This is a genomic window from Micromonospora sp. CNZ295 (genome assembly GCF_004217535.1).
Genome location: NZ_SHKZ01000001.1, coordinates 3,556,345 through 3,571,073 on the forward strand (window position 1 = coordinate 3,556,345; position 14,729 = coordinate 3,571,073).

A 14,729-nucleotide genomic window follows, 5' to 3' on the forward strand; every position below is an offset into this window, starting at 1 on the left:
CTCACACCACCTCTTGGGGGACCGGCGGTCGGCCGTGCTCGGACGGCTCGGCACGCGACCGGTCGGGCGGCTCGATCCCCGCCGCCGCGAGCGCGGCGCTCACGTCGCTGTGCACGCGGCCGGCTTCCCGCATGGGACGCCACACGCCGGCCCGACCGAGCAGGTCGCGCACCGGCCCACGAACTGTGGCCAGATGCAGGGCCACGCCACGGGCGTCCAGGCGCTCACGCAGTTCCGCCAGGGCATGTGCGCCGTCGGCGTCGGTGTCGCTGATGGCGCTGGCGTCGAGCACGATCACCTCCAACCCGTCCCGGTCCTCGGCCAACGCGAGTAGCCGGTCTTCGAGGAGCTGGGCGTTGGCGAAGTAGAGCGGGCCGTCCACCCGGTTGATCGCCACCCGCGGATCGGTGACCAGGCCGGCGTACCGGACCACGTTGCGGTAGGTGTCCGTGCCCGGTACCCGCCCGAGTTCGGCGGTGTGCGGCCGGGCGGAGCGCCACAGGAAGACGCCGAGGCTGAACGCCACGCCGGCCGCGAGACCGGGCTCGACCCCGAACACCAGGGTGACCAGGAACGTCAGGCTCAGGGTCAGGCCGTCGGAGCGGCGGGTCCGCCACGTGGTGACCGCGCCCCTGCGGTCGACCAGACCGAGTACGGCGACCACCACGATCGCGGCGAGTACGGCCTTGGGCAGGTGGTAGAAGGCGGGCGTCAGTACGAGCGCCGTGACCGCCACCATCACCGCGGTCAGCACGGTGGCCACCGGGGTCCGGGCCCCGGCGGAGAAGTTGACCGCGCTGCGGGAGAAACCGCCGGCCACCGGGAACGCCTGGAACAGTCCGGCCGAGACGTTGGCCGCCCCGACCGCCACCAGTTCCTGGTTCGCGCCGACGTGCTGACGTGACTTCGCCGCGAGGGCCTTGGCCACGGCGATGCCCTCCATGTACGCCACCAGCGCGATGGCCACGGCGGCAGGCAACAGCGTCTGGATGTCCTGAGCGGACAGCGCCGGCAGCGCGGGCGCCGGGATCCCGCCCGGAACGTCGGTGAGGATCTTCACCCCGCGCTCGCCGAAGGACAGTGCGGCGCTGACCGCGGTGACACCCGCGACGACGAGCAGCGCCCCGGGCAGCTTCGGCACGTACCGGCGCAGCAGCACGAGTCCGGCGACACTGGCCAGGGAGACGAGGATCGTCAGTCCGTGCGCGGTGGTCGCCGAGTGCCAGACCGCCTCGACGATCTCCGGGAAGGTCTCCGCCCGGCCGGCCTTGAGTCCGAACAGGTCCTTGATCTGGCTGGCGGCGATGACGATCGCCGCGGCGGAGGTGAACCCGGACAGCACCGAGTGGGACATGAAGTTGACCAGCACCCCGAGGCGCAACACGCCCATCAGCAGCTGGATCGCGCCGACCAGCAGCGCGAGCAGACCGGCCAACGCCGCGTACCGGGCCGGGTCGCCGTCGGCGAGGGGAGCCAGTGCCGCGCTGGTCATCAGCGCGGTGATGGCCACCGGCCCGACGGCGAGGGAGCCGGAGGTCCCCAGCAGCGCGTAGACCAGCAGCGGCACGATCGAGGCGTACAGGCCGGTGACCGGCGGCATGCCCGCCAGCGCGGCGTAGGCCATGCTCTGCGGAATCAGCATGACCGCAACGGTCAGTCCGGCGATCAGGTCATGGCGCAGGGTCGCCCGGTCGTAGTTGCGCAGCCAACCGAGCAGCGGTACGACTCGCGCCAGGCCGGACCGGTCCTGCTGGATGTAGGTCGCGCTCATGCACCCCTCCCGCCGGTACGCAGTCGCGCGAGGGAGGTGTTGACGTCGCAGCCCGCCCCGCGGTTGTACGGCAGGCGGGACAGCATCGCGCCCATCGCGCAGGTGTTGGTCAGCGCCGCGAAGGTCAGTCCGGCGCCGATGAAGCCGGCCACGAACCGCGCCGACGGCACCCAGATGCTGGCCACGACCGAGAGCAGGACGATGCCGCCGGCGATCAGGCGGACCTGGCGCTCCAGGCTCCACCGTTCCCGGCCCCGCTCGACCGGCCCGCCCGCGGTGATCCAGGCGTTCATTCCGCCGGAGATCACGGTGGCGCCGGGGAGGCCGGCGTTGACCAGCTTGGTGCAGGCCTGGGTGGCGCGGTTGCCGGACTGGCACATGAGCAGCATCCGGCCGCCGGCGTCGTTGACGATCCGCCCCAGGTGCGCGTCGACCTGGTCCAGCGGCAGGTTGATCGAGCCGGGGACGTGGGCGGTCTCGAACTCGCCGGGCGTGCGCACGTCGACGATCAGGGTGTCCGGGTTGTTGGCGATCAGCGCGCGGGCGGTGGCGATGTCGACGGCGGACGATGCGTTCTTCGCGGTCACGTTGCACTCCTCGTGAGTTGTCGGGTGGTGGCCCGGCGGGGTGGTGCAGGCCACCCCGCCGGTGGTTGACGAGATGGTCAGGCGGCGCGGGCGGCGGCCACGTCGGCGACGCCGGCACCGGTCAGCACGACGGGCCGGTAGCCCGCACGGGCCAGCAGAGTGGCGGCGATGGCGGCGCGTCGACCGCTGCCGCAGGCGATCAGCACCGGACGCTCCGGATCGATCTCGGCGGGGACGCCCTCGGTGACCAGGTCGGGCAGGAAGCGTTCCACCGCCGCGTCCAGCCGCACGGCCGCGCGTTCGTTGGGCATCCGCACGTCGAGCACCTGGGCGGCGGGGTCGGCCAGCCGATCGACGAAGGTGCGAACGTCGACCAGTTCGAACTGGTCGGTCGCGGCTTCGCCCAGGTCGCGGACCACACCGCGGACGCTGTCGATGCCGATCTGGGCCAGCTGGGTGACCGGCTCGGTGAGGTCCTGGCCCGGCTCGGCCACCAGCACGATGGGCGCCTGGTACGGCAGTAGCCAGCCGGCCCAGCTGCCGAAGTCGTCGGCCACCTCGATCCCGACCGAGCCCGGCAGGAGACCAGCGGCCTGCACCGAGCGCGGCCGAACGTCGAGCAGCTGCGTCCCCTCCGGCTGATCGGACAGGTCCGTCAGGCCGATCTCGGGCACGGTCAGCTCGGGCATCGGCGGCACGCCCAGCGTGTTCGCCGGACCCATGTACTGGTAGAACGCCGGAATCGGCATCGGCTCGGCGAGCAGCCGGTCGGCGAACTGCTCCACGTCGCCGACGCCCAGCAGTGGGTTGCTCTCGAGTTCCTCCCCGATGGTGGAGGTGTAACGGCCGGCGCCGGTGGCGGTGCAGAACGAGCCCTCACCGTGGGTCGGAAGCAGGGCGATGTCGCGGGGCAGGCCCGCCAGCCGGTGCAGCGAGCCGTACTGCAACTTCGCCAGCGTGCGGGCACGGGCGGGGCCCAGCAGGTCCGGTCGACCAGCGGAGGCGACCAGCAGACTGCCGCCGGAGAACACCGCCACCGGCTCCCCGTCGATGAGGACCAGGTAACTGGTGTGTTCCGGCGTGTGGCCGGGGGTGTGGATCGGGCGGATCGTCAGGCCCTCGGCCTTGATGTCCTCGAGATGGAACGCGGCCGTGTGCGGATAGGCCGCAGCAGCCGCCGCCGGCAGCACCAGCTCGGCGCCGGTGCGCAGCGCCGCCTGTTCGCCCCCGGAGACGTAGTCGTTGTGCAGGTGGGTCTCCAGCACGAACCGCAACTCGACGTCGCGTTCGGCAGCTTCGTGCAGGAAGCGGTCGATGTCACGTTGCGGGTCGACCAGGACGCCCTTCCCCGCGTGGGTCAGCAGGTACGTCTGGTCGCCGAGGCCCGGCGTGCGGAATGACACGAGATCCACGGTTACCCCTCCTCTCGGACCCCCGGCATATACCCCCGGGGGTAATCGAGTTCGAGTATGTACGAATGAACGGACAACTGCAAACGGTGTGCCCGCGACCGCCATCCCAGCCCTGCGGCCCGCCCGCTAGGCTTGTCCGGTCAACCAGACAAGTCGTGTGAAAATGGCTAGGTGCCCGTGGCTGACCAGGACAGAGCGCGTCCCCTTGACCGCAGCAGCCCGCTCCCGCTCTGGGCGCAGCTGTACGACGACCTCCTGCGGCGCCTGGGGGCCCGCGCGTTCGGCCGGGCGTTCCCCGGCGAGCACCAGCTGGCTGACGAGTACGCCGTGAGCCGGCACACCGTGCGCGAGGCGCTGCGGCGCCTGCGCCAGGCCGGCTTCCTCGAATCCGGGCGCGGACGACGCACCGACGTGCGGACGGCCCGCATCGAGCAGCCACTCGGTGCGTTGTACTCGCTGTTCAGCGAGGTCGAGGCCCGCGGCATGCGCCAGCGCAGCGAGGTGCTCGCCCGGGAGGTGCGCCTGGATCCGGCGGTCGCGACCCGGCTCGGCATCGACCCCGACACCGAGTTCGTGTACCTCGAACGACTCCGCTACGCCGACGAGCAGCCACTGGCCTTGGACCGCACCTGGCTGCTGGCCTCGCTCGCGCGGCCGCTGCTGGGCGCGGACCTGACCGCGACGGGGGTCTACGCCGAGCTCGCCAAGCTTGGCGGCGTACGGATCACTGGAGGTCAGGAGCGGATCCATGCCGTGGCCCCCGCCGCGGATCAACGCCGCCTACTCGGCCTGGGCCGAGACGTGGCGCTGCTGGCCATCGACCGGATCGGCTCGGTCAACGGTGATCCGGTCGAGTGGCGTGAGACGCTCGTGCGCGGCGACCGCTTCAGCATCGTGGCCAAGTGGGCTCCCCACACCGCATACCAGATGGCTGTCGCCGACGGCTCCCCGCTCGGCTCCGTCCCGATGGGATCCGCATACCCCCTGGGGTATTAGGATAGATGATCTTGGCATGCCGCGAGCTATACCCCCCGGTGTACCCTTGAGCTGGAAAGATGGAGAGGGGTTGGAGATGCAGGTCGACGAGAATGCGGTCGGCGACGTGATTAAGCGGCTTCGCCGCGCCGAGGGCCAGATCCGGGGCGTCATCGGGATGCTCGAAGACGGTCGAGACTGCGCCGAGGTGGTCACCCAGTTGGCGGCGGTCTCCCGTGCCCTGGACCGGGCCGGCTTCAAGATCATCGCTAGCGGGCTGCAGCAGTGCGTGAGCGGTGCCCACGGCGAGGATCAGAAGGCCAATCTCGAGCAGATGGAGAAGCTGTTCCTCTCGCTCGCGTGACCAGTCCCACGCCTGCGCCGCCTGCTCGCCACCGACAGGATTCACTGCGCGGCTGCCCCTCTCGCCGCGGGAGATGAGCTTCCCGTTCCTTGACACCTGCCAGCCGCGCGACGACATGTGGCTGCTCAAGCGGTACGGCCTGCCGCCGCTGTGCTGGCACGGCATGCTGCGCGGCCTGGCCTGACGAGGCGGCGAAACGGCGGATCACCGGGTGTCGGTCGCCCGTGACCGGCACCATCTCAGCAAGAGGGGAGCGGAGATGGGTTACGCGATGAAGGTCCGACTGTCGGCCGCATTCGGCCCGACCGTCGAGCGGGTCCGTGCCGCGCTGAAGGCCCAGGGCTTCGGCGTGTTGACCGAGATCGACATGCGGGCGACGCTGCGGGAGAAGCTCGGGGTCGAGGTCGAGGAGTACGTCATCCTCGGCGCCTGCAACCCGCCCTTGGCGCACCGGGCGCTGGAGGCCGACCGGAGCGTCGGCCTGCTCCTGCCGTGCAATGTCGTGGTTCGTGCCGACGGGCCCGACGCCACGGTGGTGGAGGCGCTGGACCCGCAGGTGATGGTGCGGTTGAGCGAGGCGGACGAGTTGCGGGCGGTGGCCGACGAGGCGACCCGGCGGCTGAGCGCCGCCCTGGGTGAACTGTCCGGCTGACAGATGACCGGGGCGGGCGGCGGCCGGCCCCCTCGCCGCGGCGCGGTTTCTGGTGCGCGCCGGCGTCGACGCGTGCTCCGTCACGGGCGGTACCGGCGGATGGGTGTGCGCAGTGGCCGTCCCCTGGCGCGGGGCGTGCCCGCCTGACGCCGCCGAAAATCCCGCAAGCACGGCATTTTTGGGCGGGGGACATACCCCCCGGGGTATGCGCTACAGTAGGTGCATCGCCACCCAGCACAGCGAAGGAGTGCGGTACATGTTGTTCACGCAGTACTACCTGGACTGCCTGTCCCAGGCGTCGTACCTCGTCGCGGACGACGCGAGCGGACGGGCCGTGCTCGTCGACCCGCGCCGCGACATCGATGAGTACCTGGCCGACGCCCGGGCGCGGGGACTGACCATCGAGGGCGTCGTCAACACCCACTTCCACGCCGACTTCCTCGCCGGCCACCTGGAGGTCGCCGCCGCCACCGGCGCCTGGATCGGCTACGGGCAGCGGGCCGAGACCGAGTACCCGATCCGCAAGCTCGCCGACGGCGAGCGGATCAGCCTCGGCGACGTCACGCTGGAGATCATGGAGACCCCGGGCCACACCCCGGAATCCATCAGCCTGCTGGTGTACGAGCACGCCGACGACCCCGTGCCGTACGGCGTGCTGACCGGTGACGCCCTGTTCATCGGTGACGTCGGCCGCCCGGACCTGCTCGCCTCGCTCGGCGCCACCGCCGACGAGCTGGGTCGGATGCTCTACGACAGCGTGCAGCGCAAGCTGATGGGCCTGCCCGACGAGGTGCGGGTCTTCCCGGCCCACGGAGCCGGTTCCGCCTGCGGCAAGAACCTCTCCACCGAGCGGCAGTCCACGATCGGCGAGCAGCGCCGCACCAACTACGCCTGCTCACCGATGAGCGAGGAGCAGTTCCTCGCCCTGGTGACCGCCGGGCAACCGTCGGCACCCAGCTACTTCGCCTTCGACGCGGTGCTCAACCGCAAGGCCCGGGAGCTGTTCGACCACACCGGCGCACCGCGCCCGCTGGGCGTCGCCGAGTTCGTCGAGGCCCGGGCGCAGGGCGCGGCGGTGGTGGACGCCCGCGACCCGCAGGAGTTCGCCACCGGGCACGTGCGGGGGTCGATCAACGTCCCGGCCGACGGCCGGTTCGCCGAGACCGCGGGCAGCGTGCTCACACCGGACCGCCGGCTCCTCGTGGTCGCTCCGCAGGACCGGGAGGAGGAGGTCGTCGTACGCCTCGCCCGGATCGGCTTCGACCGGGTTGTGGGCTACCTGCGCGAGCCGGAGGGCGCGTTCCGGGAGATGGTCATGGACATCGCCCGGGCCAGCCGGGTGACCGCCACCGAACTGCGCGAGACCCTGGATCGGCCCGAGCCGCCGGTGGTCCTCGACGTGCGCAACGCCGGCGAGCGGGAACAGGGGACGGTCGAGGGCTCCCTCCACATCCCACTGGCCGAGCTGCCGCGCCGCCTCGACGAGGTGCCGGCCGACCGGCCGGTCGTGGTGCACTGCGCGGGCGGCTACCGCTCGTCCGTGGCGGCGAGCCTTCTGCGTAGCTCCGGCCGGGCGGATGTCTCCGACCTGCTGGGCGGGTACGGCGCCTGGCAGAGCAGCCTGGACCACGCCGCCGCCTGAGGCGGGTGGACGAGAGCAGGCAGGTGACCGAGGGCTGTCGCCCTCGGTCACCTGCCTGCTGATCGGAGCGGTTAGAGATCGGAGAGCACCGTGGTACTGAACGCGTCGGCCGCCGGGCCGCGACTCGGCCTGCGGGCGAACGCCGCCCAGTTCCTCCTCCTCGTCGCGGTCAACGCGCTCGTCGGCGGGCTGCTGGGAACCGAGCGCACGGTCCTGCCGCTCCTGGGCGAGCAGGAGTTCCGCCTCGCCGCGTACACGGCCGCACTGACCTACATCCTCGCGTTCGGCGCCACCAAGGCCGTGACGAACTTCTTCGCCGGCACCCTGTCCGACCGGTACGGCCGGCGCCCTGTGCTGCTGGCCGGCTGGCTGGTGGGCATTCCCGTACCCCTGCTGCTGATCTGGGCGCCGAACTGGAGCTGGGTGGTGGCGGCCAACGTCCTGCTCGGGGTCAACCAGGGCCTGACCTGGTCGACCACGGTCATCATGAAGATCGACCTGGCAGGTCCGCGTCGCCGGGGCCTCGCGATGGGACTGAACGAGGCTGCCGGTTACCTCGCGGTGGCGGTCACCGCGCTGGCGAGCGGCGCGTTGGCCGAGCGTTACGGCCTGCGCCCCGCGCCGTTCCTGCTCGGCGCCGCCTACGTCGCCCTCGGCCTGGGCCTGTCGCTCCTGGTCGTCAAGGAGACCCGGGGGCACGCTCACCACGAGGCGTCGACCCGGGTGGCGCACGCCGGCCTCGCCACCCGGAAGATCCTCGGTCTGGTCAGCTGGCGGGAACCCGCCCTCGCCTCGGCGAGCCAGGCCGGTCTCGTCAACAACCTCAATGACGGGCTCGCCTGGGGCCTGTTTCCCGTCCTGTTCGCCGCCGCACACCTCTCGCTGCCCCGGATCGGGCTCCTGGCGGCCATCTACCCGGCAGTCTGGGGTTTCGGCCAGATCCTGACCGGCCCGCTGTCCGACCGGATCGGACGCAAGCCGCTCATCGTCAGCGGCATGTTCACCCAGGCCGGGGCGCTCGGTCTCGTGGCGGGCGCGGAGACGTTCGAGGGTTGGGCCGTAGCGGTCGCCCTGCTCGGTGCGGGCACCGCCATGGTGTACCCCACCCTGCTCGCGGCGATCGGTGACGTGGCACATCCGGCCTGGCGGGCCCGCGCCGTCGGGGTCTACCGGCTCTGGCGCGACGGCGGCTTCGCGGTGGGCGCCCTGACGGCCGGGGTCGTCGCCGACCTCGTCGGCATCCGCGGCGCGACCTGGACCGTGGCCGTGGTCACCGCCGTCTCCGGCCTGCTCGTGGCGATGCGGATGTACGAGACGCACCCGCGCGGCACCCGGGGAACCGACGCCCGGCCGGTCCCGGCGGAGTGAGACGGCCGGCCGCCACTCGGGATGCGACCGCCCGCCCGCGACGCAGGGTCGTCGGTACATCGACGGAACGCTATCCTGTCCGCCGGGCCCGTCACCGGAAGGAATCCGATGCCGTCGCGGCAGGACCAGCTGCACTCGTACCAGTTCACCGTTTAGCGGGCGGTGGCCGCGCTGGTGATGCGGGAGACGGACCCGGCGCAGTCGCCGTTCCGGCGGCTGGCCGGCGCCGGCCTGGCCAGCGCCCTGGTGGCGGCGATCATCCTCGGCGGCTTCGCGCTGTACGGGTTGTTCGCCGGCGGCGGGAGCAAATGGCGAGACGAGGCGGCGGTGATCGTGGAGAAGGAGTCCGGCGCCCGGTTCGTCTACCGGGACGAGAAGCTGCACCCGGTGCTCAACTACGCCTCGGCGCTGCTCATCATCGGGTCGGAACGGCCGAAGACCGTGCTGGTCTCCCGGCGGTCCATCACCGGGGTGCCGCGCGGGCTGCCGCTCGGCATCGCCGACGCGCCGGATTCGCTGCCCGGGCCGACGGCGCTCTCCACCGCCCCGTGGACGGTCTGCTCGGTGACCGGCGGGGACGGTGTCCGGCCCGAGGCCCGGTCCGCCGTGCTGATCGGCGTGGACGTCCCCGGCGGCCGCCCGCTCGGCGACGAGGGGCTGCTGCTGCGCCATCCCGACGGCGGGCTGCACCTGGTCTGGCGGCAGCGCCGCCACGCGATCCGCGACCCCGACCGGGTGCTCGCCGCGCTCGCGGCCACCCGCGCGCGGGCCGTCCCGGCGGCGCCCGCCCTGCTGCACGCGCTGCCGGTCGGGGTCGACCTGAAGCCGCCGGCCCTGCCCGGCGAGGGGCAGCCCTCGGCCCGGGTGCCCGGCGCCCGGGTCGGCGACGTCTACCTGGTGCGCAACTCCGGCGGCGGCCGGCAGTACGCGGTCGCGCTGCGCGACGGCCTGGCGGGGATCACCGAACTCCAGGCCGGCCTGCTGCTGGCCAGCACCGGCCAACGGGAGCCCGAGCCGATCACGCTGGGCCGCTTCGCGGCGCTGCCCAAGGTGGTCGACCTGACGCCGACCGGGCCGGCGGCCCCGCCGGCCGTGCCGCCTCCGCTGGCCGCGCCGGAGGACGGGCTCTGCGCCCGGGTCGGCGAGGACGGCGGGGTGGCCGATGTCCGGCACGGCGTACGGCTGCCCGACCTGGCCGCCGCACCGCGGTCCGGGTCACCGGCGGCGGTCGGCGGCGTGCTCGCCGATCACGTCGTGGTGGAACCCGGGCGCGGCGCGGTGGTCGAGGCGGTCGCCGCGCCGGGCGCGACCGGCGGCGCGATCTGCGTGGTCACCGACCTCGGCCGCCGGTACGTGCTCGCCGGGGCCGAGGTGCTCGGCATGCTCGGTTACCGCGACGTGCGTCCGGTCCGGTTGCCGGCGAGCCTGGTCAGCCTGGTGCCGCCGGGCGCCACCCTCGACCCGGACGCCGCCCGGGTGGTCGCGACTCCGGCGTGACCGGGACGCTCACTCAGCGGGGCGGCGCAGCAGGGTGACGGCGAAGCCGCTGTCCTCGCGCCACGGGCGCAGGTCCCAGGTCGCGAAGCGGTGCTCGCGGCGCAACCCGGCGGCGGCCGTGTCGTCGTCGAAGTCGGCCAGCCGGTAGCCCCGGTCGAGGCCGAAGCCGACCGCCACCACACCGTCGGGTCGCAGGTGCGTGGCGACCCGGCGGAGCACCTCCGCCTCGGTGCCCGGCGCGACGAAGGCCATCACGTTGCCGGCCACCACCGCCGCGTCGAACGGTTCCGGAACGCCGGCGGCGGCCAGGTCCAGCTCGGCCAGGTCGGCGACGAGCCAGCGGGGACCGGGGTGGTCGGCCCGGGCCGCCTCGATCAGGGCCGGGTCGGCGTCGACACCCACCACGGTGTGGCCGCGCGCGGCCAGCGCCGCGCCCACCCGCCCGGTGCCGCAGCCGGCGTCGAGGATCCGCGAGCCCGGCGCCACCAGCGCGTCCACGAGCCGGGCCTCCCCGGCGAGGTCCGCGCCCTCGGCGGCGAGCCGCCGGAACCGGTCGATGTACCACTGCGAGTGCTCAGGCCCGGTCTCGGTCACCCAACGCGTCGGCTTCCCCATGCACCTGACCGTAACCACCCCTCGCGATCTTGCACTGCCGGCCCTCGTTCTGCGAGCTTTACGGCTTGTGTCGGGGCGGTAAGCGCAAGATCGCGGGGGAGTCGCGAGACATATTATAGATTCACCCGCATCGTGATCAATTACGCGACATATAAGTATTTTTTGCCTACGATGGAGCCCAGTGCTACCGGGATGTGACTCATGGTCAACTGGGTTGTCTCGCTGGCCGGGCCGCGACAGATCAGTCTCCAGCCCTGCCCCCCGGATCCGCTCGGTCCCGGTCAGGTCCGCGTCCGCACCTGCTACTCCGGCATCTCTGCGGGCACCGAGCTCACCCTCTACCGGGGCAGCAATCCCCGCCTCAGCAAGGACTGGGACGACGGCACGCGGATGTTCGTCCCCCGGCAGACCGCCGTGCCGTACCCGCTGGTCGGCTTCGGCTACGAGGAGGTCGGTGAGATCGTCGAGGTGGCCGGCGACGTCACCGGCCGCAGGCCCGGGCAGGTGGTCTGGGGCATCTGGGGGCACCGGGCCGAGGCCGTCGTGGCCGCCGGCGCGGTGCACCCGCTCCCCGCCGGGCTCGACCCCCTCGCCGCCGTCTTCGCCCGGCCCGGCGCGGTCGCGCTCACCGCCGTCCTCGCCGGCGACCTGCACCTGGGGGACTGGGTGGGCATCTTCGGGCAGGGCGTCATCGGGCTGCTCGCCACCCGGCTCGCGGTGCTCTCCGGCGCCCGGGTGGCCGCTGTCGACCGGGTGCCGACCCGCCTGGCGCACGCCACCCGCCACGGCGCCCGACTCGCCGTCGACGCCACCACCGAGTCGGCCGCGGCGGTTCTCCGCACGGCCACCGACGGCCGCGGCGCCGACGTCTGCCTGGAGCTGTCCGGGGCGTACCCGGCGCTGCACGAGGCGATCCGCGCCACCACCCACGCCGGCCGCGTCGTGGCCGCCGGCTTCTACCAGGGGCAGGCCGACGGGCTCGGCCTCGGGGAGGAGTTCCACCACAACCGCATCCAGCTGGTGGCGGCCCAGGTGTCCGGGCCGACCCCGGCGCCCGGCCTGGCCGGCCGGTGGACGGGTGCGCGGGTCGCACACACCTTCATGGACCTGGTGGCCGAGGGCAGCGTCGACCCGCTGCCACTGGTGAGCCACGTCGTCGACGCGGGCGCGGTGGCCGACGCGCTCGCGCTGCTCGACCGCGGTGACGGAGACGTCCTCCAAGTAGTCCTGAGGTTCCGACGATGACCATCCCGCTGGCCTGCCAGGAGCAACTCCTGCCGGGCGACGACCTGATCCGCAAGTACGCCCTCGCCACCGCGCTCGGCTACCAGGGCATCGAGCTGCGGGGGCGCGGCGACCTCGCCTTCGCGCGCCGGCTGCCCGAACTGCGCCGGGCCCGCGCCGCCGGCGTGGTCCTGCCCACCGTGTGCGTGGAGATGGACCACTTCATCGGCGACTTCGACCCCGAGCGGTCCCGCGACGCCGTCCGCAACCTCCGCTCCCAGCTGTCGGTGATCGCCGAGCTCGGCGGCGTCGGGGCCATGACGCCGGCCGCGTGGGGCATGTTCTCCCGCCGGCTGCCGCCGTTCGAACCGCCCCGGTCCCCGGCCGGCGACCGGCAGGTGCTCCTGGACGCCCTGGGCGAGCTGGGCGAACACGCCCGGGCCGCGGGGGTCACCCTCTTCCTCGAACCGCTCAACCGGTACGAGGACCACATGGTCAACCGGCTCGACGACGCGGCCCGGCTGTGCGCCGCCGTCGGACTGCCCTCGGTACGGGTGGTCGCCGACACGTTCCACATGAACATCGAGGAGGACGACGTCCACGCGGCCCTGCACGCGGTCGCGCCGTACCTCGGGCACGTGCAGATCAGCGACTCCAACCGGCACCAGCCGGGCGCGGGCCACCTGAACTGGCCGGCGCTGCTGCGTACCCTGCACGAGATCGGCTACGCCGGCTGGCTGGCCGTCGAGTGCCGCCTGCGCGGCGACCCCGTCCGGGCGCTGCAACAGGCCGCCACCGTGGTGCGCCGCGCCCAGCCGGGACGGACGGCGGCGTGAGCGCCGGGAACGCCTCCGGATCGGGCGTGGCGGCCGGGGCCGACCCCCGGGTCCTCCGGGCGGTCGCCGTCGCCACGCTCGACCGGAACTGGGAACACGACCACACCGTGCCCTCGCGCACCCTCTACCCGCACCAGTGGAGCTGGGACTCGGCGTTCACCGCGATCGGCTGGTCCCACGTCCGGCCCGCGCGCGCCTGGCGGGAACTGGCCAGCCTGTTCCGCGTTCAGTGGGCGGACGGGCGGGTGCCGCACATCGTGTTCAACCCGGCCCGGCGCGCCGGGTCGTACTTTCCCGGGCCCGAGTTCTGGGCCTCGGCGTGCACCGACGGGGCGCCGGACACCGCCACGTCCGGCCTGGTCCAGCCGCCGGTGCACGCGCTCGCCGCGTGGCTCGCGTACCGGCGCGCCCCGTCCCAGGCGGCCCGCGCGGCCCTGCGCCGGCTCTACCCGCGGCTGGTCGCCCAGCAGCGGTACCTGGCGGCGCTCCGGGACGTCGGCGGCGGCGGGCTCGCGTGCATCGTCCACCCCTGGGAGTCCGGGTTGGACAACAGCCCGGCCTGGGACGCCCCGCTGGCGGCGGTACGGGCCGACGCGGCCGTCATGCGCGCGTACCGCCGGCACGACACCGCCCACGCCGACGCCGCGCACCGCCCCACCGACCTGGACTACGCGCGGTACGTCGCGATCGTCGCCGCCTACCGGGAGGTGCGGTACCGGGACGGCCGACTCGCCGACCGGCACCCGTTCCTGGTGGAGTGCCCGCTGTTCAACGCGGCCCGGGGCGGTGCGGAGCACGCCCTCGCGCACATCGCCGAGGTCGTCGGCGGCGACCCCGGCCGGCACCGGGAGCGGGCCGCCGCGATCACCGAGGCCGTCGTCGACCGGCTGTACGACCCGGCGACCGGCCTGTTCCACCCGCGTGACCTGCGCACCGGGCGCCTGCTGCCGGCCCGCACGGCGCTCGGGCTGCTGCCGCTGGTCCTGCCCGGCCTGCCGGCCCGGCCGGTGGCCACGGTGCTCGCCGGGGCGTGCTCGCCCCGGTTCGGGCTCGGTGCCCGCATGGAGCGCCCGCTGCCCAGCCACGACCGGACCGCGCCGGACTTCGAGCCGCTGCGGTACTGGCGCGGCCCGAGCTGGCTGAACCTCGCCTGGCTGCTGCGCCGTGGCCTGGTGACGCACGGCCGGGCGGATCTGGCGGCCGGCCTGCGCCGGTCGATGATCGACCTGGTGGCGCGGGCGGGCTGCCACGAGTACTTCCACCCGGACACCGGCGCCGGGCTCGGGTCACCGGCGTTCGGCTGGACCGCCGCGCTCCTGCTCGACGTCCTCGCCGAGGAGGACTGACGCCGTTTGCGGCGGCCCGGCGCGGGTAAGCCGCGCCGTGCGGTTTCCCCTCTTCGTCGACGCGGTGGCCCGCCGCGCGGGACTGCCGACCAACCAGGCCGCGACCCTCTCCCGCGCCGTGCTGCAGACGATGGTGGAGCGGATGACCGGCGGGGAGGCCGCCGACCTGGCCGGGCACCTTCCGGACGAGGCGGGCGACTACCTCGCCGAGCCCGGCACCGCGAGCGGCCCGCCGCCGGCCATCGGCCCGGTCGAGTTCCTGCGCCGGGTCGGCGAGCGGGCCGGCGTGGACGACGAGACCGCCCGGCTCGGCACGGCGGCCGTGTTCGCCACCCTGCGCGAGGCGGTGACCGTCGACGAGTTCCACGACATGGTGGCGCAGCTGCCCCGCGACTTCGACGGCATGACCCAGCCGATCCCGCGCCCGCCCGACTGGTGAG

At 73.5% G+C, this 14,729-nt stretch carries 14 protein-coding genes; 10 read left to right on the forward strand and 4 right to left on the reverse strand.

Annotation, left to right across the window (positions count from 1 at the left end; genetic code table 11):
• Position 1: 1 nt before the first annotated feature.
• The 3 genes from EV376_RS16785 to EV376_RS16795 all read right to left on the reverse strand — a co-directional run bounded on the left by EV376_RS16785 (position 2) and on the right by EV376_RS16795 (position 3,770).
• A complete protein-coding gene (locus EV376_RS16785; protein WP_130324345.1) occupies positions 2–1,771 on the reverse strand; it encodes a sulfate permease in 1,770 nt (589 codons plus the stop codon).
• Positions 1,768–2,358: a rhodanese-like domain-containing protein gene (locus EV376_RS16790; protein ID WP_130324347.1), complete on the reverse strand. Its 591-nt coding sequence runs from the start codon at positions 2,356–2,358 to the stop codon at positions 1,768–1,770. The genes EV376_RS16785 and EV376_RS16790 overlap by 4 nt, the downstream gene beginning before the upstream one ends.
• A 77-nt stretch (positions 2,359–2,435) precedes the next feature.
• On the reverse strand, positions 2,436–3,770 hold the full coding sequence (locus tag EV376_RS16795; protein WP_130324349.1) for an MBL fold metallo-hydrolase: 1,335 nt from the start codon (positions 3,768–3,770) through the stop codon (positions 2,436–2,438).
• Between the two features lie 171 nt (positions 3,771–3,941).
• Between EV376_RS16795 and EV376_RS16800 the strand changes: the two genes are divergently transcribed.
• The 6 genes from EV376_RS16800 to eccB all read left to right on the forward strand — a co-directional run bounded on the left by EV376_RS16800 (position 3,942) and on the right by eccB (position 10,268).
• Positions 3,942–4,766, forward strand: a complete 825-nt coding sequence (locus EV376_RS16800) for a GntR family transcriptional regulator (RefSeq protein WP_130324351.1) — start codon at positions 3,942–3,944, stop codon at positions 4,764–4,766.
• 76 nt (positions 4,767–4,842) lie between these two features.
• Positions 4,843–5,109 (forward strand): metal-sensitive transcriptional regulator, encoded by a 267-nt coding sequence (locus tag EV376_RS16805; RefSeq protein ID WP_130328698.1) that lies wholly within the window; start codon positions 4,843–4,845, stop codon positions 5,107–5,109.
• Between the two features lie 259 nt (positions 5,110–5,368).
• A complete protein-coding gene (locus EV376_RS16810) occupies positions 5,369–5,761 on the forward strand; it encodes a DUF302 domain-containing protein (protein WP_130324353.1) in 393 nt (130 codons plus the stop codon).
• A 256-nt stretch (positions 5,762–6,017) separates the two neighbouring features.
• Positions 6,018–7,403 (forward strand): MBL fold metallo-hydrolase, encoded by a 1,386-nt coding sequence (locus EV376_RS16815; RefSeq protein WP_130324355.1) that lies wholly within the window; start codon positions 6,018–6,020, stop codon positions 7,401–7,403.
• A gap of 90 nt (positions 7,404–7,493) precedes the next feature.
• The gene (locus EV376_RS16820; protein ID WP_207228180.1) at positions 7,494–8,771 is read left to right on the forward strand and encodes an MFS transporter; all 1,278 of its coding nucleotides are present in this window, start codon (positions 7,494–7,496) and stop codon (positions 8,769–8,771) included.
• Positions 8,772–8,933: 162 nt separating this feature from the next.
• Positions 8,934–10,268, forward strand: coding sequence for a type VII secretion protein EccB (eccB, locus tag EV376_RS16825; RefSeq protein WP_486482661.1), 1,335 nt, complete (start codon positions 8,934–8,936; stop codon positions 10,266–10,268).
• Between the two features lie 9 nt (positions 10,269–10,277).
• Here eccB and EV376_RS16830 read toward each other — a convergent pair whose 3' ends face one another.
• Positions 10,278–10,883 carry a class I SAM-dependent methyltransferase gene (locus EV376_RS16830; protein WP_130324357.1) on the reverse strand — a complete coding sequence of 202 codons (606 nt, stop codon included), beginning with the start codon at positions 10,881–10,883 and terminating at the stop codon, positions 10,278–10,280.
• A gap of 201 nt (positions 10,884–11,084) precedes the next feature.
• On the opposite strand from EV376_RS16830, the gene EV376_RS16835 reads away from it, so the two are divergent.
• From EV376_RS16835 to EV376_RS16850, 4 genes are read left to right on the forward strand one after another with little or no spacing between them, the layout of a single operon-like run.
• Positions 11,085–12,128 carry a zinc-binding dehydrogenase gene (locus EV376_RS16835; RefSeq protein WP_130324359.1) on the forward strand — a complete coding sequence of 348 codons (1,044 nt, stop codon included), beginning with the start codon at positions 11,085–11,087 and terminating at the stop codon, positions 12,126–12,128.
• Positions 12,125–12,943 (forward strand): sugar phosphate isomerase/epimerase family protein, encoded by an 819-nt coding sequence (locus EV376_RS16840; protein ID WP_130324361.1) that lies wholly within the window; start codon positions 12,125–12,127, stop codon positions 12,941–12,943. Before EV376_RS16835 ends, EV376_RS16840 begins: the two co-directional genes overlap by 4 nt.
• Complete coding sequence (locus tag EV376_RS16845; protein WP_486482662.1) at positions 12,940–14,289, forward strand: trehalase domain-containing protein; 1,350 nt, start codon at positions 12,940–12,942, stop codon at positions 14,287–14,289. Before EV376_RS16840 ends, EV376_RS16845 begins: the two co-directional genes overlap by 4 nt.
• A gap of 37 nt (positions 14,290–14,326) precedes the next feature.
• Positions 14,327–14,728, forward strand: a complete 402-nt coding sequence (locus EV376_RS16850; RefSeq protein ID WP_130324363.1) for a DUF2267 domain-containing protein — start codon at positions 14,327–14,329, stop codon at positions 14,726–14,728.
• Position 14,729 lies beyond the last annotated feature (1 nt).